Here is a 21,657-nt window from a genome sequence, read left to right as displayed (position 1 = left end):
CATGAACCGTTGGCTTGTGGCTGCACCTCTTTCAGTGGCGCTCGGGCTGTTGTTTACGTTTCTCAATGTGCCGGCAGCCTGGATCCTGGCCGGGATTCTGGGGGCCGGGTCGGTGGCGCTGGTGACGGAGGAAGACCTGCCCGTCAACGAGCACCTGTTCACCTTCGCCCGCGGCACCGTCGGCGTGTTTGCGGCGCTGCCGCTGGTGGGGATGAACCCGCTGCCCTACCTCCTGCCGGGCGTGGTTGCGGGCGCGGTGGTGATCTCTCTTGGATTCGTTGGCGGTCTAGTGCTGGCGAACCACGGTGTTTCACGGGAAACGGGTGTGCTGTCGCTGCTGCCCGGCGGTGCGTCGCTGATGCCGGCGATCGCACGCGACGTGGGCGCGGACATCCGCTACGTCAGCCTCAGCCAGTACCTGCGGCTGCTCATTGTGTCCGTGTCGCTGCCGCTGGTTGCGTCGCTGTTCGGCGCCCCTACTGCGGCACACACAGACCTGGAGCCCTACTGGTGGATGTGGCTACTGGTCCCGGCGCTGATTGTCGTGGGGCTGTTCGGGGGCAAGCTGCTGAGGTTTCCCAACCCCTCGGTCTTTGGCCCGATGGCGCTGACGGTGCTGGTGGGCGCGCTGGTGGATGTGACCATCGTGCCGCCGCAGCTGCTGTCCATTGTGGGCTTTTTGGCCATCGGGTGGATGTGCGGCGGCGGGCTGTCCGTGCCCGCGCTGCGCCGGTTTTCCCGCCTGCTTCCCGCCACGCTGGCCTACATCGCCGGGCTGATGCTGGCGTGCGCCGGCATGGGGTGGCTCATGGCCAAGTGGCTGGGCCTGAGTTTCTACGAGGGCTACCTGGCCACCAGCCCCGGCGCGCTGGAGACCGTGCTGGTGCTGGCCACCAGCCCGGCGGTGGTGGCGCTGCAGGTGATCCGGCTGATCATGGTGATCCTGTTCGCCGGGTGGCTGCCCAAGATCCTTAGTGGTGGAGCACCTCGTTCGTGAGCATGTCCATGGGCATGGAGCCGAGCTTGAGGGCCTTGACGTGGAACTCGTGCTCGCTCATGCCCTGGATGAGTGCCTGGCGGCGCAGGTCCACCCAGTCCTTGTAGCCCAGGGCGTACGACGGTGCCTGGCCGGGCCAACCCATGTAGCGGTCCAGCTCGAAAGCCAGGTTCGCCTCCGGCATGGCAGTGTTGTCGCGCAGGAACGCCTTCGCATATTGGGCATCCCAGGTGCCGGTGCCCTCCGGGGTGGTTTTGCCCAGGTGGACGCCGATGTCCACCATCACGCGGGCGAGGCGGAGGCGCCTGGAGTCGAGCAGGCCCATGCGGTAGCCGGGGTCCTCGAAGAAGCCGTGGTCCTCCATGAGGTGCTCGGCGTAGAGCGCCCAGCCCTCGCCGTGGGCGGAGTTCCAGCACACGGAGCGGCGCCACAGGTTCAACTCGCTGCGGTTGAGCAGGGCGTAGCCGTGCTGCAGGTGGTGGCCCGGCACGCCCTCGTGGAAGACGGTGGACATCTCCTGCCAGGTGTGGAACGTCTCCTGGCCTTCCGGCACGGACCACCACATGGTGCCGGGGCGGATCATGTCGTCGCTGGGCGGGGTGTAGAAGATGCCGCCGGAGCCGGCGCGGTCGATGTCGCACTCCACTGTGTGCAGGCCCTCCGGCACGTGGAAGACGTCGGCGGCCTTGTCGTTGAGGTCGGACATCCACTCGATCAGCGCGTCTGCGCCGCGGAGGATGTAGCGCTCGTCCTGGTTCAGGTTGCGGTAGGCGCCCGCCACGGAGACGTCGCCGTAGAGCTCGCGTGCGATGGCGCGCTGCTCCTCCACTGTTTTGGCCAGTTCCTCCTGCGCCCATTCGTAGCTGGCGTCCAGGTCCACCTCGCGGCCGTGGAAGAACTCGGCGAACAGCTGGTAGCGCTCGCGGCCCACGCCGTCGTTGTGGGAGGCCTGCGGCGACAGCTCGGTGGACAGCCAGTCCGCCATCTCCAGGAACGCCTCCTTGGCATGGCCCACCACATGCGAATCGGGCGACAGGCCCAGGTGGTCCAGCTGGGATTCGGTCTCGCCGAGGAGCTCGCACTGGTTGATTACCGCGTCAATCTGGCGGTGGGAGGCAACATCGCCTGTCGCCGCCGCCTCGCTCAACGACTCGCGGTACCCCGCCAACGCGTTCGGGATGCGAGACATGCGCGAGGCGATGTTGTCGAAGTCCTCCTCCGTCACCTTCGGCATCAGCGCGAAGGAATCACGGATGGTCTGCACCGGCGAATCGATGTTGTTCAGCCGGCACAGCAGCTCGCCGCGGTGGTGGAACTCCAGCTCCGCACTCATGCGGTCGCGCAGGATCGCGGCGGTGAGGTTGTCCACGTCGTCGAAGTCGTCCTCGTCGTCGGAGGCATCCGTGCAATCGTTGAGCGCGTCCACGTCCGCGACCAGGTCCCGCATCCTGTCCGCCAGGCGGCTCCAGTAGTCCGGGGAGAAATCCTGCAACTCCCCGTCGTGGCCGTCGATGCCAATCTGGGTGGCAAGGGTGGGGCTGATCTCGGCGAGGTCGTAGACGAAGTCCTCACAAGTGGCGTCCAGCAGGGACGGCTCGCGCAAGCTTTCGTTGGTCATGCCGAGCGATTGTATCCGACCTGGCCAAATGGACAATTACGTCAAGCGCCGGGTAAATATATTCATATGACCTTCTCCCGCCCGCGAACACCTGCAGCCAAGTGCCTGCACCTTATACGGCTGCACGAGACGACGTCGAGAAGCGATCTTGTCAAAGCGACCGGGCTGTCCCAGCCAACCGTCACACGCGCGATCTCAGCGCTGGTGGACGCCGGTTACGTCACAGAGCGCAACGACCTCACCCAGTCCAAGGGGCGCGGCAGGCCCACCATCCCGCTGGAGCTGGCGGACACCCCCGGCGTGCACGCGGGCGTGGCGGTGGGCACCGAATCCACCTACGTGGCCCTGTTCGACCTGAAGGGCCGCACGCTGCTGTGCCGCGACATGGACATCACGGTGAAAAACGTCAGCGAGGACGACTTCATCCAGTCCATGATGGCGGAGCTGAACCAGATGACCACCAAGCTGGAGCGCCCCATCCGCACCGTCGGCGTGACCACCTCCGGCACGGTGCGCGAACGCGGCAAGGTCTTCGCGCCGAACCTGGGCTGGGACGGCGTGAACATCGGCGACCAGCTGCGCGAGCAGTTCTCGGTGCCGGTGGAGGTCTCCTCCATCTCGAGCGCGATCGTGGGCTCGGAGATGCAGTCCACCGCCTCGCTGAACATCCCGTCGGTGATGGCACTCTTCGCGGACGACTCGATTGCCTGCGCCATCTCCCCCCCGGATGGCGTGGAGCCGATCGAGGTGGAGCAGGGCGAGCTGACCACCCGAGGCCTGATCGACAGCATCGGCGTGGAGAATATCCGCACGCTCAAGGACGCGGTGACCGACTCGCGCGAGGACACCCGCTACGCTCTGGACCGCCGCGCCCGCGGCTTGGGTTCGCTGGTGGCGGGGCTGTGCTCAACCCATTGCCCGGCCACGGTGGTGGTTGCGGGCAGCGCGTTCATCGACGACCCGCTGGCCTCCGCCCCCTTCGCCCGCACCGTGCGCTCCGAGGCGAACTGCACCCCTGAGCTGCGCCTGATCCCCACCCACCGCGAAGTCGTGCGCGACATCGCCCGCGCCGTGGCGCTGGACCACGTGCTGCGCGAGCCACTGAAAGTCGCGGGGAAATAGATGAAGCGCGCCGCATGGTTGTTGGCGCTGCTCCTGGCGGGTTGCTCCGCCCAGGAGGCTGAGCCGTTGCACACCGCGGTGACCACCCAGCCCGCGCCCGACCCCTTCGAGGGACTCGACGAGGCGGTGGCCGCCATCGAGAAGGACACTGACACTGAGGTGGGCATCGCGCTTTTCGACGGCTCCGAGATGACGCAAACAGGATCCCTCTACGCGCTGCCGGCCTGGTCCACCATCAAGATCCCCATCGCGCGCGCCGCAGTGGAGCACTGCGACTACGGCGCAGACTACGTCGAAGAGCTGACCCAGGCCTCCATCGAGTGGTCCGACAACGACTCCGCCCGCGCCCTGTGGGACTGCATGGGCAGCGACGAAAAGGCCGGAGAAATGGTCCGCGACGAGATTGCCAAGTCCGGCTCCAAGGTGCAGGTGGAAGGGGCCTTCGGCACCACCAGCTGGTCCTTCCCCGGCCAGGCGCGCTACGCGTTCTACCTCAGCCAGCAGGACGAGGACGACCCGGTGATCATGGAGATGCACCACATCGCCGAAGACCAGTCCTACGGGCTGGGCACGCTGGAGACCGTGCCGTTTAAGGGCGGATGGTCCGACGACGAAACCGACGGGTCCTGGCACACCCGCCAGTTCGGCTGGTTCGACGGCTACGGGGTGGCCATCGGCGCGCGCAGCGAGGACGGCAGCTACGACGACACTATGGACGCCTTAGACAAGGTCGCGGAGCTGCTTGAGCTGCGGCTCGACGAACTTGTACAGGGTCTGCAGGACAGATAGCACCGTCAGCACGGTGGCGATGATGCCGAGGATCTCCTTGGGCGAGGAGGACGAGGCGGCACCACCAAACACAAGCTTTTTCGGGGTGGTGCTGGGCTTTTCTCTGCCGTTGGCCGGGCGGTGCAGGACGGTGCTCTGCTCGCCCGCAATGCGCTCGTTGCCGGCGCCGACGCCACAGGTGGAGGTCACGCTGGCCTCGCCCTCTGCGGTGACCACGCTGGCGAAGCCGTAGTGCCTCATCCGCGGGTCCAACAGGTTGTGCAGGTGACCGCTGCCGTTGTTGAAGTGGCCGTTCGCCCGGACGAGGTCGTTGACTTCGCCGTAGCCCCAGTCCTGCATCGCCTTGCCCATGCTGGCGACGGAGTGCAGGTTCTCCCCCGGCGCCGCCTTGCCCTTGTAGGTGGCGGTGTTGATGTCGCCGCAGTTGTTCGTGCAGGTGGAGTTGTACGGGCGCTGGTGGCGGAAGAACTTCGCAGCCTCGGCACCGCGTTGCAGCGCGATGCGGGACAGACCGGCGTCGTACTTGGCGGCGCCCACGTACGCGTCACGGGTGGTCAGGCCGTGCTTGGCGGCTGCCTGGCGCAGGGTGGTGCCGTCGAAAGGCACGTTGCGGTCCCACATGTCCCCGCGTAGCTTGCGCAGCTCCCGCATCGCGGTGTCTTCGTCGGAGGTGAGGTTGAACTTCGCCTCCACGGCGATGACCTGGTCGGCGGGCTGGTTCAGCTCCACCCCAGTCACTGGTGCCGGGTCAGCGGCGGCGAACGGAGCGAGAGTCAGTGTTGTGGCGGCCGCGGTCGCGGCGGCGAATAAACGGGTGCGCATACCCTGAGCGTAGCGTGTACCAGAGCATAAAGCCGACTGGGACCAAGGTGAATAAAAGCTCCGGGACGTGGAACAGGTTCACCGACGCGAACGGCACCATGAACAGCGCGAGCACGATCGCTCCCCAGCGGTTGTAGACGTAGGCCAGCATCGGCAGGATCCACACCCAGTGGTGGTACCAGGAAAACGGGCTGACCAGGCAGGACGCCATGCCGATGAAGGAGGCGGCGAGGGGGGCGGGAGCTCGTCGAGAAGCAGCAAGCGCAAGGGCGGTGACCAGGGCGCAGAGGATGAGCCAGAGCCACAGCTCGTCGTGGCCGGCGCGGGCGAGGACCTGGCGGATGGACTGCGCGCCCGGGTTGTCGTCGGTGCCGATGCGGGTGGTGGTGAAGATGGCGTCGGTCCAGAAGGTTTTCGCATCTAGGACCTCGGAAAAGCCTGTGGCGACGGTGCACAGGAACGTCAACGCGGCGATGAACACCGCGCCCCAGCGGCGCTGCTGGATGAGCAGGAGCACAAAGAACGCCGGCGTGAGCTTGAGCCCCGCGGCGAGCCCGATACCGATGCCGGGAAGCCTCACCCGCGGCAGGAAATCCAGGCACACCAGGCCCATGAGCAGCAGGTTGATCTGGCCGAAAAACAGGGTGCCCTGCACCGGCGAGAGCCACAGCACGAACACGGCGGTGAGCAAGAGGGCATGTTTGCTTGTGGACGCGCGGACCACGAGCAGCACCACCAGCACGGAGAGCAGTTTCCACACCACCCCCAGAGTGGCGCTCTCCGTCAGCCAGGAAAACACCACGCCCGCGAACGGCGGGTAGGTAAACGGCAGGCCGGGAAGCAGGTCGGCGTCGTAGAGTGGCAGGTGTGTGGCGACCTTCTCGCCGCCCAAGAGGTACACCTTGAGGTCGCTGGGGAACTCGGTGGTGAACGCGTTGGGCAAGCCCGAGTCGATGTAGCGCCAGAGTGCAAACGCCAGCAGGAGGATAAGGCCGATCACAGGTCGAGCCCGTCCAAGATCTCGTCGAGCGCGTCGGCGACTTGTGCGCGCCAGAGAGTGGCCACTTTGGCGTCGGCGCGGCCCGGCCCGCCGTTGATCACGGCGGTGGGTTTGCCCTGCTTGCGTGCGTCCAGGATGAACTTGTAGCCGCTCATCACCGCCAGCGAGGTGCCAATCGCGATCACGCTCTCCGATTCCTTCAGCCAAGCATCTGCAGCCTGTCTGCGTTTTTTCGGCACCCCCTCGCCGAAGTACACCACGTGCGGTTTGAGCCGGTGGCTCTGGCACGTGGGGCAGGCGATCATGCGGAAACGCTCGACGTCTTCGGCTCTCAGTTCCACGTCGCCGTCCGGGTTCAGCATGGAGCCCTCGACTTCCACGGAGTCGAAGTAGGTGGGGTTGGCGGCGGTGAGGAGGGCGTCGATAAGCGAACGCTCATGCAAAGTTGTGCAGTCGAGGCACACCACGTGCTCCATGTCCCCGTGCAGCGCAATGACGTTTTCGGAGCCGGCCTGGGTGTGCAGCCCGTCGACGTTTTGCGTGACGATGCCGCGGATCAGGCCCGCCCTCTCCAACTCGACGAGGGCGAAATGCGCGCGGTTGGGCTGTGCCTGGCGCATGTAGTGCATGCCCACGAACGCGCGGGCCCAGTAGCGGTGCACCTGTCTCGGCGAGTGCGCGAACTCCTGGAACGTCATCGGGCGGCCCTTGGTCAGGCGGCCGTTTTTGCTGCGGTAATCCGGGATGCCTGAGTCTGTGGAGATGCCCGCGCCGGTGATGATGAGCGTTTTCGGGTTTTTGAGTTGCTCGAGGATCCTGGCTTTTGCGTCGGGGGTGGGCGCGGCGGTTTCGGCGACGACCCGCTCGATGGAGCGCACGGCGGAGCGGTGCGCCATGGCGATTGCTGGGTCGTCGAAGTGGGGTTCCATCGTCTGGGAAGTGTATCCTCTGAGCCTAAAACAGACCGTGTTGTCTGTTTTTCCGGTTTGCTTTTTCGGGCCGGAGGAGTAGGTTATCCACGTCTTTATCACATAAGTGAACAGTTCTGTCTAGAAGGAGCCGCTCGTGCCTAAATGGGCAACTAGCTTCGGCGCACAAGTCATCTACGGCCTGATCATCGGCCTCGTCCTCGGCTTCATCGCCGTGGACGTCGAGCCACTGGCCGACACCCTGGACTGGGTCGGATCCACCTACGTCCAGCTGCTCAAACTGCTGATCCCGCCGCTGGTGTTCACCGCGGTGGTCACCTCCATCGCCAACCTGCGCCAGGTCACCAACGCCGCACGCCTGGCCGTGCAGACCCTGGTGTGGTTCGCCATCACCGCGTTCTTCTCTGTACTTATCGGCATTGCAGTCGGCCTGGTGATCAAGCCCGGCGCGAACACCTCGGTGGATGCGGCGACTGCGGCGGAGCCGACGTCGACAGGCTCCTGGATGGGCTTCTTGGACTCCGTGGTGCCCGCCAACATCCTCGGCCTGGGTGTCTCCGGCGAGTCCGTGAAGTTCAACGTACTGCAGATCCTGGTGGTCTCGCTGCTGCTCGGCATCGCCGCAGTGCGCGTAGGCAAGCCCGCCGAGCCGTTCATCGAGTTCTCCGGCTCGCTGCTCAAGGTGGTCCAAGAGGTGCTGTGGTGGATCATCCGCCTCGCCCCGATCGGTACCGCCGCGCTGATCGGCAACGCTGTGGCGTCGTACGGCTGGGACGCACTGGGCTCGCTGGGCAAGTTCGTGCTGGCCATCTACATCGGCCTGGCCTTGGTGATCTTCGCGCTCTACCCCATCATCCTTGCTGCGCACCGCATCCCGGTGCTGGAGTTCTTCCGCCGCGTGTGGCCCGTGACCACGCTGGGTTTCGCCACCCGCTCGTCCATGGGCGTGATGCCGGTGACCCAGCGCACCACCGAGGAATCCATGGGCGTGCCCAGCGAGTACGCGTCCTTTGCCATCCCGCTCGGCGCCACTACCAAGATGGACGGCTGCGCCTCCATCTACCCCGCCATCGCCGCCCTGTTCGTGGCGCAGTTCTACGGCATTGACCTGACTATCTCGGACTACGTGCTCATCGTCATCGTGTCCGTGCTGGGCTCTGCGGCCACCGCCGGCACCACCGGCGCAACCGTCATGCTCACCCTGACCCTGTCCACCCTGGGCCTGCCGCTCGCCGGCGTGGGCCTGCTGCTCGCGGTGGACCCGATCGTGGACATGGGCCGCACCGCCGTCAACGTCACCGGCCAGTCCGTGGTGGCAACGGTGGTGGCCAAGCGCGAGAAGATCCTCGACGAGTCCCGCTGGTAGCATTTCCCCCATGGGGGATTGGAAAACGGATATTCGCAGCCAGTTAGTTGACGTTCGGGGGGCGGACTCTTCGCAACGCTTAGCGCTCCTAGACAAGGAGCTCATTCGCCTATCGACGACCCACGCCCTGAGCCGCACCACATACACAGAGCTACAACGAAACCAACAGCACTGGGCACGGGCCTACTGCGTGGGGTTGTCCGTGCGACAGGCAGTGATCACCGGACGCGCGTCGGCGTACTTGAACGACATGTGGGTGGCCAATACGCCGCTTGACCGGGTCGCGCTAGTCGCCCGGCACGTCCCGCCGCGCTCGCAGTGGCCGGAAGGTGTGCAGTACGTCAAGGGGCGGCTCGCGGAGCGCGACCTGGTGCGGGGGACGGCGATGTCCACGACTTCCCCGCTGCGCACATTCTTCGACGTCGCGCGTTTCGACGGCTTCGCCCACGCTCTAGTCATCGCTGACTGGCTGGCCAAACACGGCGGGTGCGCACCGGAACGGGTGCGAACCCTGGTGGAAATCCAGCCGACCTTCCCCGGAAAGGTTGCTGCCCGCTTCGCCGCGCAGCACGTGTCGACTCGTCCGGATTCCGCGCCGGAGTCGTACGCGCGCGGGCTGCTACTCGCCGCCGGCATCACCGACGTGCAGGTCAATGTGTGGGTGCTGGGCAGGAAGTACCGGGTGGACCTGCTTGTCAACGGATGGCTGGTCATCGAGATCGACGGCTGGATCAAATACGACGGTGAAACGTACGGCAAGACCGACGAGCAGCTCATGAAGGAGAAACAGCGCCAAAACGAGATCGAAAACGACCGGTTCAAGGTACTCCGCTTCTCACCCCGCTACCTCGAAGAGCGCCCGGACAAGTTTATTGCCACCGTGCGGAAATGGCTGGCAAAGGGGTACTGACGGGTCGATATGCCCATGTCGATACCTCTATGTCGATAGTTCCTGGTCACAGCGTTGGATACACTTTCACAGTCACGTGTACCAGAAGTCGCTGACCTGCAACTATCGACATAGGCCTATCGACTTCGAGGTATCGACCCGGAAACCCGCAGGTCAGCACACTCGCGACGAACCTATCGCCGACTACCTAAACGGCACCTCGCCGATCGCGCGGCGCAGCTTACGGGTGCGCAGCCTCTCCGGGTGCCGCGCGAGCTTCTCCACGGCCCTCACGGCGCACATGACGTGGGCTTCCTTCGAGTTGGAGTAGAACGCCTGGGCCCCGGCGGGCAGTTTCGGCACGGCGTGCAGCGGCAAGTCGGACACCGCCAGCAGGGTACCGTAGGGCACGCGGTAGCGGTAGCCGTTCGCGGCGATGGTGCAGGACTCCATGTCCACGGCCGCCGCGGTGGAGCCGCGCAGCCACTCCCACAGATCGCGCGGGTCCTTCCACTCCCAGTTCCTGTCGCCGGTGGACAGCACGGTGCCGGTGCGCATCAGCGACGCATCCGAGCCGTAGACCTTGGACACCGCCTTTTCCAGCGTGCGCTGGATCTCCGGCACGGCGGGGATGGGCAGTTCGCGGCGCAGATAGTCATCCAAAACGTGGTCGTGGCGCTCGTACGCGTTGCCCAAAATCAGGTCGCCGATGCGCATGCGGGCGTCCAGGCCGGCGCAGTGGCCGATCATGATCCACGCCTCAGGCCGCAGCACCGCCAGCGAGTCGGTGATGGTCTTGGCGTTGGACGGCCCGACGCCGATGTTGATCATGGTGATGCCGTCGCCGTCCTCGGTGACCAGGTCGTAGCGCGGCATCTGGAACTTCGAGCCCAGCTCCAGGTCCTCCAGCGCCACAGTGTCGGACACCGTCTCCCCGCTGGGCAGCACCAGGCGGGTGTACCTGGAGGACGGGTCCGACAGCTCGCGCAGACCGAACTTCACAAACTCGGTCACGTGCATGGCGTAGTTCGTGAACAGGATGAAGCGCTGCAGCGAGTCGGCTTCGATGCCGGTGTAGTGCTCCAGCCGTGCCAGCGCCAGGTCGAAGCGTTGCGGCCCGAAGTGAAACAACGGTTTCTCGGCGCCGTTGAAGGCGTCCCAGTGGCCGTCGACAATCGCGTCGTGCACCTCATCCAGGGTGGGGCGTGGCAGGTTCGCGGTTTCGTCGATAGGCGGCATGCCCTTGATATAAGCGGGCGGGATCGCCACATCCGAGTACCCGACATCCACGGAACATGGATAGTTAGAGGTCAGCGCCTCGAGCTGGGCCGTCAGGTACGGCTCCATGAGGTCAGGGCGCGAGATGACGGCGGAGTAGGTGCCGGCCTCGTCGACGTAGCCGAAAGGCTCAGAGCGGTCGATTGGCCGCCACCGCTCCACCTCCACCGTGAGTTTGGGGTACCGCACCTCCCCGTAGCGGTCGAACTCCCCCGAGCGCGCGATTTCGCACGACTTTTCGTAGAGGGCTTTTAGCTTTGCGACGACCTCCGGTACCTCACACATGCAGCCAGGCTACTCACGAATGAGCACACGGCGCACGGCTTCGGCGCGGCGGCCGATCTCCTCCGCGGTGCAGCCTTCGCGGACGCACTGCTCAATGAGGCGCTGGATGCCGGCGACGTAGACGCGGGACATGTCGGCGACAAGCTCGGCGTCAGCATCCCCCCACTGCTTCGCGCGCGGCAGCAGCTGCTCGCGCATAGTGTCCTGCATGACGCGCTGCACCTCGTTGTCCAGCACGGTGTGTACCGGGGAATCGATCAGGCGCACGGCGGCTTCGTTCTTTCCGTCGACGACGCTGGCCAGTTCGACAACTGACGCCTCGAAGTTTTTGTCGATGCTGAATCGATCCGCGAAGTGCTCGTAGGCGTCCATCACCCAGTCCGCGGCGGCGGCGAGGATGAGCGCGTCGCGGTCCGCGAAGTGCTGGTAGAACACCTGGCGGCTCACCCCAGCCTCTTTCACGATTTGGGACACATTGAGGTCGGACACCTCATGGTCGTTGAGGAGACGGAGCACTGCGTCGACAAGTGCCTTGCGGGTACGTAGGGCGCGCGGGTCGGTGCTGTCAGACCGGCGGCCGGGCAGGTCGTGGTTCATCCTGGACTCTCCAAAGACTTTGGACGTTAGGCTTTTGTGACATGAGCCTAACTGATGACACCATCGCATTATTGCAGAAGCTCATCCAGAATGGATGCGTCAACTATTTTTCGGCAGATTCTGGACACGAGGTCAAGAACGCCGACACGTTGGAAGACTTCTTCACAGGTACCGACGTGTCGGTCGAGCGTTACGAGCCTCACCCCGGACGCGTGTCCATCAGCTTCACCGTGGAGGGCACCGACCCTTCTGCCGAGCCGCTGACACTCCTCGGCCACACCGACGTGGTGCCGGTGGACGAAGACAAGTGGACCACAGACCCGTTCGGGGGCGAGATTATCGACGGGCGCGTGTTCGGCCGCGGCGCCACCGACATGCTCTACATCACCGCGGCGATGGCGGCGTGCGTGCGCGACGTGGCCCGCGGGGACAGGCCGCGCGGCACCCTGACGTTCGTGGGCTGCGCCGACGAGGAAGCCCGCGGCGGGCTCGGCGCGAAGTGGCTGGCCGAGCACGGGAAGTTCTCCTGGAAGAACTGTCTGTCCGAGGAGGGCGGCTCCCACATCCCCGCCGTTGATGGCTCCGACGCGCTGGCGGTCGTCGTCGGCGAGAAGGGCGCAGGCCAGCGGCGCCTGACCGTCCACGGCGACGCCGGGCACGGCTCCGCACCTTTTGGCCGAGACCTGGCCGTGGCGAAGATCGCGGAGGTGGCCCGGCGCGTGGCCGCCATTGAGCCCGAGGTGCGCGCGGACGAGATCTGGGAAGGCTACGTGCGCGCCTGGAAGTTCGACCCCGCGACCGAAGAGGCGCTGCTGCGCGGCGAGGGCTACGAGGCGTTCGGCCAGCTGGAGAGCTACTCCCACGCCATGAGCCACCTGACCATCTCCCCGACCGTGCTGCGCGCCGGCAACGGCATCAACGTCCTGCCGTCCGAGGCGTGGCTGGAGCTGGACATCCGCCCCCTGCCCGGCCAGACGCAGGAGGAGATCGACTCGTTGTTGCGCTCAGCACTGGGGGATCTTGCCGACGAGGTGGAAATCAACCACCTCATCACCGAGGACGGCACAGTTTCCCCCACCTCCGGCCCGCTTTTTGATGCCATCTGCCAGACGTTCGACGAATTCTTCCCCGGTGTCCCAGTCGTGCCCACCATCGCGGCCGGCGGATCGGACCTGCGCTTTGCCCGCCGCAAAGGAGGCGTCGGCTACGGGTTTGCCCTGCACGCGCGCGAGGAGACGCTCGGGTCCGTGCTGGGCCAGCTGCACAGCCACGACGAATCCGTCGCCGTGGAGGACGTGGACTTGACCGTGCGGGCGTACCGCTCCCTGATCCGCCGCTTCGTCGGGGCGTAGGGCTGTTTCCCTCCCTCCCCATTTCCGCAAATCCAGCTAGTAGGACCCAGCTATCCGGCTCCCGAGAGGCGATTATCGAGGTGCTACTAGCTGGATCTGCATTTTTGGGGCGCGCAGGCAAATCACTCCTGCCACATTTGCCCCATCCGTGACATACTTGCCTGCATGAAGATCCGCACCCTTGCCCTGACCGCCACCCTCGCCGGCACCGTCGCGCTCGCGCCGACCGCCGGAGCCGACGCCATCGACGACGCCCTGGCCAAGCTGCCGTCCGGCCCGATCTCCTGCGACCAGGCCTCCCGCTACTGGACCAATGACGCCGACTACCAGCAGAAAGTCCGCCAGGCCCGCGCGATCGCCGCGTTCGACCGCCGCGGCCCGCAGATTCTCGACGCGCTGTCGCGTGTCGACGAAGCCGCGAACCGCTGCGGCCTGAAGGGCACCCAAGGCGGCGCGAAGCCTGCGCAGAACAACCAGCAGCAGCCGAAGCAGAACCAGCCAGCACAGAACCAGCAGCCGAAGCAGAACAACCAGAACCCCCAGAACTTGAACGTCCGCCCGCAGTTCCCGGAGCGGATCAACCTCGCGCCGGCCGGCGCCCCCAGCTTCGATGTGCCGGTGGCGAATATCACCACGTTGCAGCTGCCGGACATCATCAAGATGATCCAGCAGGCGCTGGCGCAGATCCTGGCTTACTTCAACATCCAGGTGTAGAGCTCGTCGTCGCCGGCGTGGATGCGCACGCCGGGGGTGGGCGTGAGCCAGAGGTCAGTCTGCAGGGAGTGCTCGCCGTCGCGGCACAGAAACGAAATGGTCTCGTTGGTCTTGTCCAGCACCTGAACCGTCGCGCGGGTGAGCCACGCGTTGCGGCGGCGCACCCCGATCAGCCGCTGGTGCTCGGTGAATAGCCAGCCCCCTAAAGGCGACAGTTCCGCAGGTGAGGCGGGCAGCGCGGGGCGTACGGCGTCGTCGGCGGACCAGCTTTCGCCGCGTACGCCGGTGAAGCCCTGCTCGTCGCCGTAGTAGATCGACGGCATGCCCGGCACCGTCATCAGCACCGCCGCGGCCAGGACGGCTTTCTCCGGCCCCACTGTGGAGGCGATGCGGTCCACGTCGTGGTTGCCCACAAACGTGTTGGGCAAAACATCAGCAGGATGCCGCTCGAGCGCGTGGGCGAGCTCCCAAAAGTTCACGTCCACCAGCGAGGACCAGGTCGCCTTCCAAAGCTCGTACTGCGTCACGGCGTCCAGGGAGCCAGCCTTGCCTATCGACGCGTAGTCCCCGTGGATGACCTCCCCCAAAAACATCGCGTCGGGGAACTCCGCACGCACGCGCGCGAGCACGTCGGCCCAGAAGTCGGCGGGCACGGCGTACGCGACATCGAGGCGCCAGCCCGCGATGCCGCGGCGCAGCCAGTGCAGCATGATCTCCACCACCGCGTCGCGGACAGCGGGATCCGAATGGTGCAGGGTGGCCAGCTCGCCGTGGCCCTCCCAGTCCGTATCGCCGGCAAGCCCCTGCTCAACCCACGGGTGCGTGCGGGCGACGTGGTTGAAGACCCCATCCAACATGATGTGGATGCCGCGGGCAGAGGCTTCGTCGATAAGCCAAGCGAAGTCCTCTTCGTCCCCGAGGCGGGGGTCGATGCGGAAGTGGTCGAGGGTGTCGTAGCCGTGGGTGGCGGAAGCGAAGATGGGGCCGAGGAGCAGCCCGTTGCAGCCGAGTTCGACCAGGTAGTCCAGCCACGGCTCGAGGGCGCGGAGGCGGTGGGCCGAATCGTGCTCCTCGCGGATCGGCGCGCCGAGGGCGGCCAGCGGGTAGACGTGCCACCAGATTGTGCGGTCCAGCATGCGCCCGAGCCTACCTCCTAGCTGCGAAAACGTTCGCTATCGGTCGAATTTTCCGTGCCCTACGCTACGAATTTTCCTCGCGGTTGATCAAAGGCTGCAGGCCCTTGGCGATGCGGTCCTTCCAGGTCTTGGCAATCTCGTCGTAGCCGCGGTCGTGCGGGCGGATGCCGCGGTGGGTGAAGTTGACCTTGGTTTCGCCTTCGTCGTCTTCGGAGATGTCGAAGATCAGCGAGGTGTCGTCCCACTCGTGGTCGTTGTCGTCGGTGGGTTCGACGTTCCAGACCACGCGCTTGCCGTCGTCGGCCTCGCTGACGGAGAAGCCGCGGTCCTCGACGTGGAATTCGCCGCCCTCGACGCTGGCGTCGCCCTCGGCTTCTTGGTCCCACCAGCTGTTGGGTTTGGTGATCGCGCGGTAGACCTCCTCGCGGGTGGCGGGCACGGAGAAAGAGGCGGTGAAGTCGCGGATGGCTTGGGCGGTGGTGCCGTCGGCGAACGTCCAGTCGGACAGGGTGTGGTCCGGGTCGTAGATGGCCACCTCGAAGCCGTCGTCCTTGTACTTCATCAGCCCGTCCTTGATCAGGTCGCGGCCGGCTTTGTTGAAGCCGGTCACGCCCGAGACGTCGAAGATGAGCTTCTCGCCGTTGAGGCGGCGTTGCGCAAGTCCCCGCAGGATTTTCTCGGCGGCGGTGAAGTTGATCATGCCCTGCAGCTCCACGATGTCGGCGCCCTCGCGTCGCTCCACGGACTTGATGCCCGGCGCGAGGTAGAAGTTGGAGGACAGCAGGTTCAGCCCCAGTGAGCTGGACAGTTCGCGGAAGATCTTCACGCCGCGCACGGAGTTGCCCTGTTTGTTCAGCCGCGGGCTTAGCGACGCGATCCCGAGCTGCCCGGGCAGCGTTCCAATCAGCCCGCCGGCCACGCCGGACTTGGCGGGGATGCCCACGTTGACCATCCACTGGCCGGAGGCGTCGTACATGCCGGAGGAGACCATCACTGCCTGGGCGATGCGGGCGGCCTCGGCGGAGAGCACTTTCTCGCCGGTGACGGGTTGGGTGCCGCCGTTGGCCAGTGTGGCGGCCATGGCGGCGAGGTCGCCGACGGTGACCAGCACTGCGCACTGGGCGATGTAACTGGCTACGGCGTCGTGGGCGTCGTCGGTGATCATGCCGCCGTCGCGAAGCATGTGCGCGAACGCCTTGTTGCGCTCGGCGCTGTCCAGCTCGGAGTCGAGCACGCGCTGGTCGATGGACAGCTCGCGGCCGGCCAGGCGCGAGAAGTAGTCGCGCAGTTTCTCGCTGCGCTGCTCCACCGGGATGTCGGGGCCGCCGATGAGTTGGTTGACTGTGATGGCGCCGGCGTTGATGAGGGGGTTGGCGGGGCGGCCGTCGTCGTCAAGCGAAAGTGCGTTGAACGCCTCGCCGGAAGGCTCCACGCCCACGTGCTTGTCCACCTCGTCGGCGCCGTACATGTCCAGTGCGAGCGCGTAGACGAAGGGCTTGGAGATGGACTGGATGGAAAACTCGTAGTCCGCGTCGCCGATGGCGTAGAGGTGGCCGTCTGTGGTGCACATGGCCAGGGCAAGTTTGTCCGGGTCGGCGTTTTTGAGCACGTCGATGTAGTCGGCGAGGTCGCCGCTGTCTTGGTCGCGGACCTTGTCCACGATGGCCTGGAGGTGATCGTTGACTGACGAGAGCATGGCGCCAGTGTAGAGGCCCGCCCTGCGAGACTGTTTAAACCGGGTATAATCGGTTTTATGTACAACGACACTCTCCCAGATTCAAAGCACTCACACCTCTCCGAAGCCCACGCCGAAACCGTCAAGGCGACGCTCCAACCGGTGGGCGAAAACATCCAGACCATTGCGAACACGTTCTACTCCAAGATGTTCGCCGCCCACCCTGAACTGATCTCCGACCTGTTCAACCGCGGCAACCAGAAGCAGCAGGCGCAGCAGAAGGCGCTGGCGGCGTCGGTGGTGAAGTTCGCGTCGCATCTTGTGGACGACTCCGCACCCGACCCGGTGGTCATGCTCAACCGCATCGCGCACAAGCACGTCTCCCTCGGCGTGACCGAGGCGCAGTACCAGATCGTGTACGAAAACCTGATGGCCGCGATCGCCGAGGTGCTCGGAGACGCTGTCACACCCGAGGTGGCGGAGGCCTGGAGCGCGGTGTACTGGCTCATGGCGGACGTGCTGATCAAGGCCGAAAAGGACCTCTACGCCTCCGACGGTGTGGCGGACGGCGACGTGTTCCGCCGCGGCACGGTGATGGAGAAGCAGGAGCTTTCGAGCGCGGTGACCGCCTTCACCGTGGAAGGCGAGTTCACGCAGCCGAGGCCGGGCCAGTACACGTCCATAGGCGTCAAGCTTGACGACGGCGCACGGCAGCTGCGCCAGTACTCCATCATCGAAGGCAGCTCGTCGCGCTACCGCATCGCGGTGCAGAAAGACGGCGAGGTCTCCTCGTTCTTGCAGGAGCGTGTCAGCGTCGGCGACACCGTGGACGTCACGCTCGCCGCAGGCGACCTGGTGCTGCAGCCGGGCGAGCGCCCGGTGGTGCTGATCTCTTCCGGCATCGGCTCCACCCCCCTGACCGGCATTCTCCGCCACCTGGAGCAGAACGGTGATCCGCGCCGGGTGACCTACGTGCATTCCGACGACTCCGAGGAATCCTGGGCGCAGGCGCAGGAAACCCGCGAGCTGGTGGAGGGGCTGAAGGATGGGTCGCTGCAGACCTACTTCCGCGGTGATGCCGAGCGTATCGACGTGGCCGCGCTCGACGTCGCAGGCGCGGACGTGTACCTGTGCGGCGGCACCGGCTTCCTCCAGTCGCTGCGCGACGCTGTAGCCCAGTTGCCCGCCGACAAGGCACCCGCCAACGTGTACTACGAGCTGTTCAGCCCGAACGACTGGTTGGTCGCCTAAGCCTCGCGCTTGGTCAGGCGGGCGCCGCACTGGCCGGGGCGGTCGTGCGGGATGAGCTGCACCTTCACGTCGCCGGCGCCCTGGTCCAAGAAGCCCTCGTGCAGCGCGCAGACCACCGGGGCGGGGCGGGTGCCCGCCTCGGCGATGAAGGGGCAGGCGTTCAGCCCCACCTCACGCACCTTCGCGCTGGCAGCGTCTTGGCGCGGTGTCGGGTCGAAGCCCATCTCGCGCAGGGTCTGGCAGGTGTGGCGCTCCGCGGTGTCTAAATCCACGCGGAGGTTTTCGTGGCGGCGGGTGTTCACCCGGTCCGCCCACTGGCGGCCGAGGCGCTTGGCGCTGTCGGTGTCTTTGTCCGCCAAGGTGCTGGCCAGCACCTCCACCAGGGCGATCATGGAGTGGGAGGCCAGGTTCGTGCGCGCCACGCGAGCGGTGTAAATGTGGGAGGGGCGGCCGCGGCCGGTGCCGGAGGCGACGCGGCGGGAGACCACGCCCGCGGCCAGGAGCTCCTCCAGGTGGCCGCGCACGGTGTTCGGGTGCATGCCCAGCGTCTTACCGATCTCGGCGACCTGGATGCCGTCCGGGTTTTCCTGGATCACGTGAAACACCTCGAGCTGCTTTAGGCTGAGGTGGCCGACCGCGTTGAGCAATTCACCGGCGGGACGGGGCGCGTGAGTGCGTTCCATGCGCATTCTCCTGGAGGCGTTTTGTTGTTACGTCAGGAGTATATTCCAACCTTAGATGTTGGACAACTTGGTTTTTGGAGGTGTTGGCCACATGCCACGTGCTATCGACGTTGCAGCGTGGGCGGTTGTCGCCGCGGGTGTGGCGGCCGTCGCCACCACAGCGGCGGTCACGCAGTCGCGCGAGGGCGAGCTGCCTACTGGCGACGACGTGGTCACCGCGGACGTGCGCATCGAGCGCATGCGCTACGTCCCCGACCGGATCGAGGTCCCGCGCGGCACCAAACTGGTGGTCAACCTGGTCAACGACGGCGACAAGGAGCACGACCTGAAGATCGGGGAGGCTAACTCCGGCAGGCTCTCCCCCGGCGAGGCCAGCACGACCTACTTCGGGGAGTTCAACAAGGACACCCGCGGGTGGTGCACCATCGCCGGGCACAAGACGATGGGCATGACGTTTAAGGTCGACGTGATTTGATCACGGCCACCTGCGCCTTCACCGCACGCGCCATGAGCGGCAGAAACGCCACCAGCACGCCGAACGCGATAAAGGACAGCACGATGCGGGCGTAGGAGTTGCCCACCACCAGCCAGGCCAAAAGCGCCGCGTTGAACAGGCCGGCGCGCAGGTAGGCGGCCCGGTTGAGCTCGTACAGCCCGGCCTTGACCGCCGCCGGGCCGCCGCCCATGGTGGTGGGCATGAGGTAGCTCATGGCGCCGATGAGCAGCTGGCCCGCGAACCCGAGCAGCAGCGGCAGCGTGGGGATCTCCCCTGCCCCGCCGAACATCCGCACCGCGTACCAGGTCAGCCCGCCGATCAACCACGTCACCGCGAACAGCGCGGACAGCGCCGGGTAGGTCACCCGCCCGCGGGGGTCCTTCAGCACAGTTAGCGCGCTGGCTAAGAACCCCTGGTAGAGCCACACCCAGCCCGCCAGGATCACCACGGTGCCCGCGCCCGCCACCACGGGCAAGCGCAGCAGCGAACCGGCCACCGCCACGGCAACACCGGTGCCGGCCAGCGCGAGCGCCACGCCGACGCGGTCCTGCCCGCGGGTGCGCCACATCGCCGGGAACAGCACGCTCAGCGCGCCCATCGCCGCAAACCCGACGAACCCGCCCACGTTGGTGAACATGTGGGCCTGGCGCACCGCGCTGTGCCACTGCCCCGGCAGGCCGGCGGACAGCGCGGCGCCGAACAGCGCGCCCACGGGCAGGCAGCACGCGGAAGCGAGAAAGCCTAGGACCCCGGCATGCTTACGAGAAGCCGAGCGCACCTGTTTAAAGAGCACCGCCGCGTGCCACGCCAGCGCCACCGCGATCACGAGCGCGCCCGCCCACGTCAGCCAGTACCACCGCGCGAGCTGGCCTACCAGGACGGCGACGGTGCCGGCGTTGAGGAGGTAGGTGCGGGTGAGTTGGGCGGGCCGGGAGGCGTCGTCAAGCTTGTGCCCCAAGAAACGCTCGGTGAGGTTTTGGGACCACAACATGATCGAGTTGGTCAAAATCCCCAGCGTGAAAATGTGGATGAGCAGCCAGGACCCGTCCGGGATGAACGGGTGCGCGAGGCCGGCGAGGATGAACACCGCCATCCAGACGCTCACCGGGCGCGATGCTTTGCGGTGCCACGCGCGGGGGTTCATGTCAGGCATTGACTCCTCCAGACTTCGGGTTGTCGCGGAAACACCACCAGGTGGCAACAGCAAAACACATGGCGCCCGCCGCCAGCACGCCGATCACCCCGGTGTAGGCGTCCGTGTAGTCCGCCCCGCGGTCCAGCCCCGCCTGCAGCAGCGACCCCGTCAGCGCCACGGTGATCAAGGTGCCCAGCTCGTAGGACACCTCCTCCACACCCGCGGCCATCCCGGAGCGGTGCATCGGCGCCGAGCCGATGATGGCGATCGAGGAGACACTCATCACCGAGCCCGCGGACAGCCCCAGGAGCACCATGCCTATCGACGTCCATCCGGCCGCCAACACCACCGCCCCCACAACCGCACCGACGAACCCGCCGGCGATGAGCGGCAGAAAGCCGATCTTGTGCAGGTATGCCCCGCCGAGCGTGGAAGCCGGGATGGCCGCAAACGCCATCACGGCGACGGTGGCGCCGGCGGCGAGGGGCGTGAGTGCGTCGACAAGCTGCAGCTTCTGCGTGGTCATCAGCTCGGCGCCCGCGAGAACGAACATGCCGCCGGCCGCCGCGAGGACCCCGCCGGTGAACAGGCGGGAACGGAAGATATCGAAGGTAAGCAGCGGATCCTCCAGGCGGTTCTGGCGGCGCACAAACAGCCAGGAACCCACGGCGGTGGCGGCCAGGGCTGCGGCAGTGATGGCGGGGCTATGGGCGGCCTGCTTGATGGCCATAGTCAGGCCCGACAGCGCAATCAGGGCGTAGAACGAGGAGATCACATCCCACTGCTTGTCCAGGTTGGGCAAGTTCTCCGGCGCGAGCGCGACGGTGAGCACGAGGGCGACGACGACGATGGGCACGTTGATGAGGAAGACAGAGCCGACCCAGAAGTGCTCGATCAGCGCGCCGCCGACCACCGGGCCGAGCGCGCCGCCCGCCACGGCCACCGAGCCCCAGATGCCGATGGCGGTGTTGCGCTCGCGCTCGTCCGGAAACGTCAGGCGGATCAGCGCGAGGGTGGCCGGCATCATCACCGCCGCACCCATGCCGAGCATGCCGCGCGCGAAGATCAGCTCGAGCGGGCCGGGCGCGAACGCCGCGCCCAGCGACGCCAACCCGAAGATGGCCAAGCCCACGATAAACATGAGGCGGTGGCCCACCCTGTCGCCCAACGCGCCGGTGCCCAGCAGCAAACCGGCCAGCACCAGCGGGTATGCGTTGATGATCCACAGGCCCTGCTCCGGGGAGGCGCCAAGCGAGTGCTCCAGCGCCGGCAACGCGGTGTACAGGATGGAGTTATCCAAGCCGATCATGAGCAGTCCGAGCGAGACCACCGCAAAAAATCCCCAGCGCTGCGCCTTAGTCATGGGCAGATGGTACCGCGCACGAAAAAGTGCGCCCCAGTTGCGGGACGCACTGTATTGGTTGGTGCTGTTAGCGCATTGCGAGGAGTGCTGCGCCGATGCCGAGTGCTGCTAGGGCTGCGGCGATGCCGCCGATGATGGCTGCGATGTTGATTTGTGCCTC

At 66.1% G+C, this 21,657-nt stretch carries 20 protein-coding genes and 1 pseudogene; 9 read left to right on the top strand and 12 right to left on the bottom strand.

The genetic code is table 11. The features are described 5' to 3' along the window. Window position 1 precedes the first annotated feature (1 nt). Window positions 2-997 carry an AbrB family transcriptional regulator gene (locus HMPREF3151_RS01125; RefSeq protein ID WP_083290106.1) on the top strand — a complete coding sequence of 332 codons (996 nt, stop codon included), beginning with the start codon at window positions 2-4 and terminating at the stop codon, window positions 995-997. Here the strand turns inward: HMPREF3151_RS01125 and HMPREF3151_RS01120 are convergent. Further along, window positions 972-2,615, bottom strand: a complete 1,644-nt coding sequence (locus tag HMPREF3151_RS01120) for a DUF885 domain-containing protein (protein WP_070472435.1) — start codon at window positions 2,613-2,615, stop codon at window positions 972-974. The two genes, HMPREF3151_RS01125 and HMPREF3151_RS01120, sit on opposite strands and share 26 nt — an antisense overlap. A 66-nt stretch (window positions 2,616-2,681) precedes the next feature. On the opposite strand from HMPREF3151_RS01120, the gene HMPREF3151_RS01115 reads away from it, so the two are divergent. Then, the gene (locus HMPREF3151_RS01115; protein ID WP_070472432.1) at window positions 2,682-3,737 is read left to right on the top strand and encodes an ROK family transcriptional regulator; all 1,056 of its coding nucleotides are present in this window, start codon (window positions 2,682-2,684) and stop codon (window positions 3,735-3,737) included. Further along, a complete protein-coding gene (locus HMPREF3151_RS01110) occupies window positions 3,738-4,526 on the top strand; it encodes a serine hydrolase (RefSeq protein ID WP_083290105.1) in 789 nt (262 codons plus the stop codon). Here the strand turns inward: HMPREF3151_RS01110 and HMPREF3151_RS01105 are convergent. From HMPREF3151_RS01105 to HMPREF3151_RS01095, 3 genes are read right to left on the bottom strand one after another with little or no spacing between them, the layout of a single operon-like run. Then, complete coding sequence (locus HMPREF3151_RS01105) at window positions 4,458-5,348, bottom strand: CAP domain-containing protein (protein WP_141741258.1); 891 nt, start codon at window positions 5,346-5,348, stop codon at window positions 4,458-4,460. The genes HMPREF3151_RS01110 and HMPREF3151_RS01105 overlap by 69 nt on opposite strands. Further along, entirely contained in the window at window positions 5,275-6,348 is a 1,074-nt protein-coding gene (locus HMPREF3151_RS01100; protein ID WP_070472426.1) for a glycosyltransferase 87 family protein, read from the bottom strand. The genes HMPREF3151_RS01105 and HMPREF3151_RS01100 overlap by 74 nt, the downstream gene beginning before the upstream one ends. Next, window positions 6,345-7,277 carry a Sir2 family NAD-dependent protein deacetylase gene (locus HMPREF3151_RS01095; protein ID WP_070472423.1) on the bottom strand — a complete coding sequence of 311 codons (933 nt, stop codon included), beginning with the start codon at window positions 7,275-7,277 and terminating at the stop codon, window positions 6,345-6,347. Before HMPREF3151_RS01095 ends, HMPREF3151_RS01100 begins: the two co-directional genes overlap by 4 nt. 136 nt (window positions 7,278-7,413) lie before the next feature. Here HMPREF3151_RS01095 and HMPREF3151_RS01090 point away from each other — a divergent pair, with 136 nt between their 5' ends. Then, window positions 7,414-8,643, top strand: coding sequence for a dicarboxylate/amino acid:cation symporter (locus tag HMPREF3151_RS01090; RefSeq protein WP_070472419.1), 1,230 nt, complete (start codon window positions 7,414-7,416; stop codon window positions 8,641-8,643). Window positions 8,644-8,845: 202 nt separating this feature from the next. After that, the gene (locus HMPREF3151_RS01085; protein WP_141741257.1) at window positions 8,846-9,553 is read left to right on the top strand and encodes a PDDEXK family nuclease; all 708 of its coding nucleotides are present in this window, start codon (window positions 8,846-8,848) and stop codon (window positions 9,551-9,553) included. A 183-nt stretch (window positions 9,554-9,736) separates the two neighbouring features. Here the strand turns inward: HMPREF3151_RS01085 and amn are convergent, their stop codons facing one another. After that, on the bottom strand, window positions 9,737-11,095 hold the full coding sequence (amn, locus tag HMPREF3151_RS01080) for an AMP nucleosidase (RefSeq protein ID WP_070472412.1): 1,359 nt from the start codon (window positions 11,093-11,095) through the stop codon (window positions 9,737-9,739). A 9-nt stretch (window positions 11,096-11,104) separates the two neighbouring features. Then, window positions 11,105-11,692 (bottom strand): TetR/AcrR family transcriptional regulator, encoded by a 588-nt coding sequence (locus tag HMPREF3151_RS01075; protein ID WP_070472409.1) that lies wholly within the window; start codon window positions 11,690-11,692, stop codon window positions 11,105-11,107. A gap of 41 nt (window positions 11,693-11,733) precedes the next feature. On the opposite strand from HMPREF3151_RS01075, the gene HMPREF3151_RS01070 reads away from it, so the two are divergent. Next, window positions 11,734-13,044, top strand: a complete 1,311-nt coding sequence (locus HMPREF3151_RS01070; protein ID WP_070472406.1) for a M20/M25/M40 family metallo-hydrolase — start codon at window positions 11,734-11,736, stop codon at window positions 13,042-13,044. A 165-nt stretch (window positions 13,045-13,209) separates the two neighbouring features. Beyond that, on the top strand, window positions 13,210-13,758 hold the full coding sequence (locus HMPREF3151_RS01065; protein ID WP_070472403.1) for a hypothetical protein: 549 nt from the start codon (window positions 13,210-13,212) through the stop codon (window positions 13,756-13,758). Here the strand turns inward: HMPREF3151_RS01065 and HMPREF3151_RS01060 are convergent. The 3 genes and pseudogenes from HMPREF3151_RS01060 to HMPREF3151_RS01055 all read right to left on the bottom strand — a co-directional run. Next, window positions 13,737-14,894 carry an alpha-amylase family protein gene (locus HMPREF3151_RS01060; RefSeq protein ID WP_070472401.1) on the bottom strand — a complete coding sequence of 386 codons (1,158 nt, stop codon included), beginning with the start codon at window positions 14,892-14,894 and terminating at the stop codon, window positions 13,737-13,739. The genes HMPREF3151_RS01065 and HMPREF3151_RS01060 overlap by 22 nt on opposite strands. 64 nt (window positions 14,895-14,958) lie before the next feature. Next, complete coding sequence (locus HMPREF3151_RS12250) at window positions 14,959-15,333, bottom strand: SRPBCC family protein (protein WP_371441202.1); 375 nt, start codon at window positions 15,331-15,333, stop codon at window positions 14,959-14,961. An 18-nt stretch (window positions 15,334-15,351) separates the two neighbouring features. After that, window positions 15,352-16,590: pseudogene (locus HMPREF3151_RS01055) on the bottom strand (glutaminase); the annotation flags it as partial. A gap of 57 nt (window positions 16,591-16,647) precedes the next feature. Between HMPREF3151_RS01055 and HMPREF3151_RS01050 the strand changes: the two are divergent. Then, a complete protein-coding gene (locus HMPREF3151_RS01050; RefSeq protein ID WP_070472395.1) occupies window positions 16,648-17,820 on the top strand; it encodes a globin domain-containing protein in 1,173 nt (390 codons plus the stop codon). Here the strand turns inward: HMPREF3151_RS01050 and HMPREF3151_RS01045 are convergent. Beyond that, a complete protein-coding gene (locus tag HMPREF3151_RS01045) occupies window positions 17,817-18,503 on the bottom strand; it encodes a helix-turn-helix transcriptional regulator (RefSeq protein ID WP_070472392.1) in 687 nt (228 codons plus the stop codon). The two genes, HMPREF3151_RS01050 and HMPREF3151_RS01045, sit on opposite strands and share 4 nt — an antisense overlap. 91 nt (window positions 18,504-18,594) lie before the next feature. Here HMPREF3151_RS01045 and HMPREF3151_RS01040 point away from each other — a divergent pair, with 91 nt between their 5' ends. After that, window positions 18,595-18,978 carry a cupredoxin domain-containing protein gene (locus HMPREF3151_RS01040; protein WP_070472389.1) on the top strand — a complete coding sequence of 128 codons (384 nt, stop codon included), beginning with the start codon at window positions 18,595-18,597 and terminating at the stop codon, window positions 18,976-18,978. On the opposite strand, the gene HMPREF3151_RS01035 is transcribed toward HMPREF3151_RS01040, so the two are convergent. Both HMPREF3151_RS01035 and HMPREF3151_RS01030 read right to left on the bottom strand, forming a co-directional pair. After that, a complete protein-coding gene (locus tag HMPREF3151_RS01035) occupies window positions 18,959-20,152 on the bottom strand; it encodes a copper oxidase (protein WP_141741256.1) in 1,194 nt (397 codons plus the stop codon). The two genes, HMPREF3151_RS01040 and HMPREF3151_RS01035, sit on opposite strands and share 20 nt — an antisense overlap. Continuing rightward, on the bottom strand, window positions 20,145-21,497 hold the full coding sequence (locus HMPREF3151_RS01030) for an MFS transporter (protein WP_070472383.1): 1,353 nt from the start codon (window positions 21,495-21,497) through the stop codon (window positions 20,145-20,147). Before HMPREF3151_RS01030 ends, HMPREF3151_RS01035 begins: the two co-directional genes overlap by 8 nt. Between the last annotated feature and the right edge of the window lie 160 nt (window positions 21,498-21,657).

The organism is Corynebacterium sp. HMSC05H05 (genome assembly GCF_001807265.1).
In the GTDB taxonomy this organism is placed as follows: Bacteria; Actinomycetota; Actinomycetes; order Mycobacteriales; family Mycobacteriaceae; genus Corynebacterium.
This window is presented reverse-complemented; position numbering and strand designations above follow the sequence as displayed.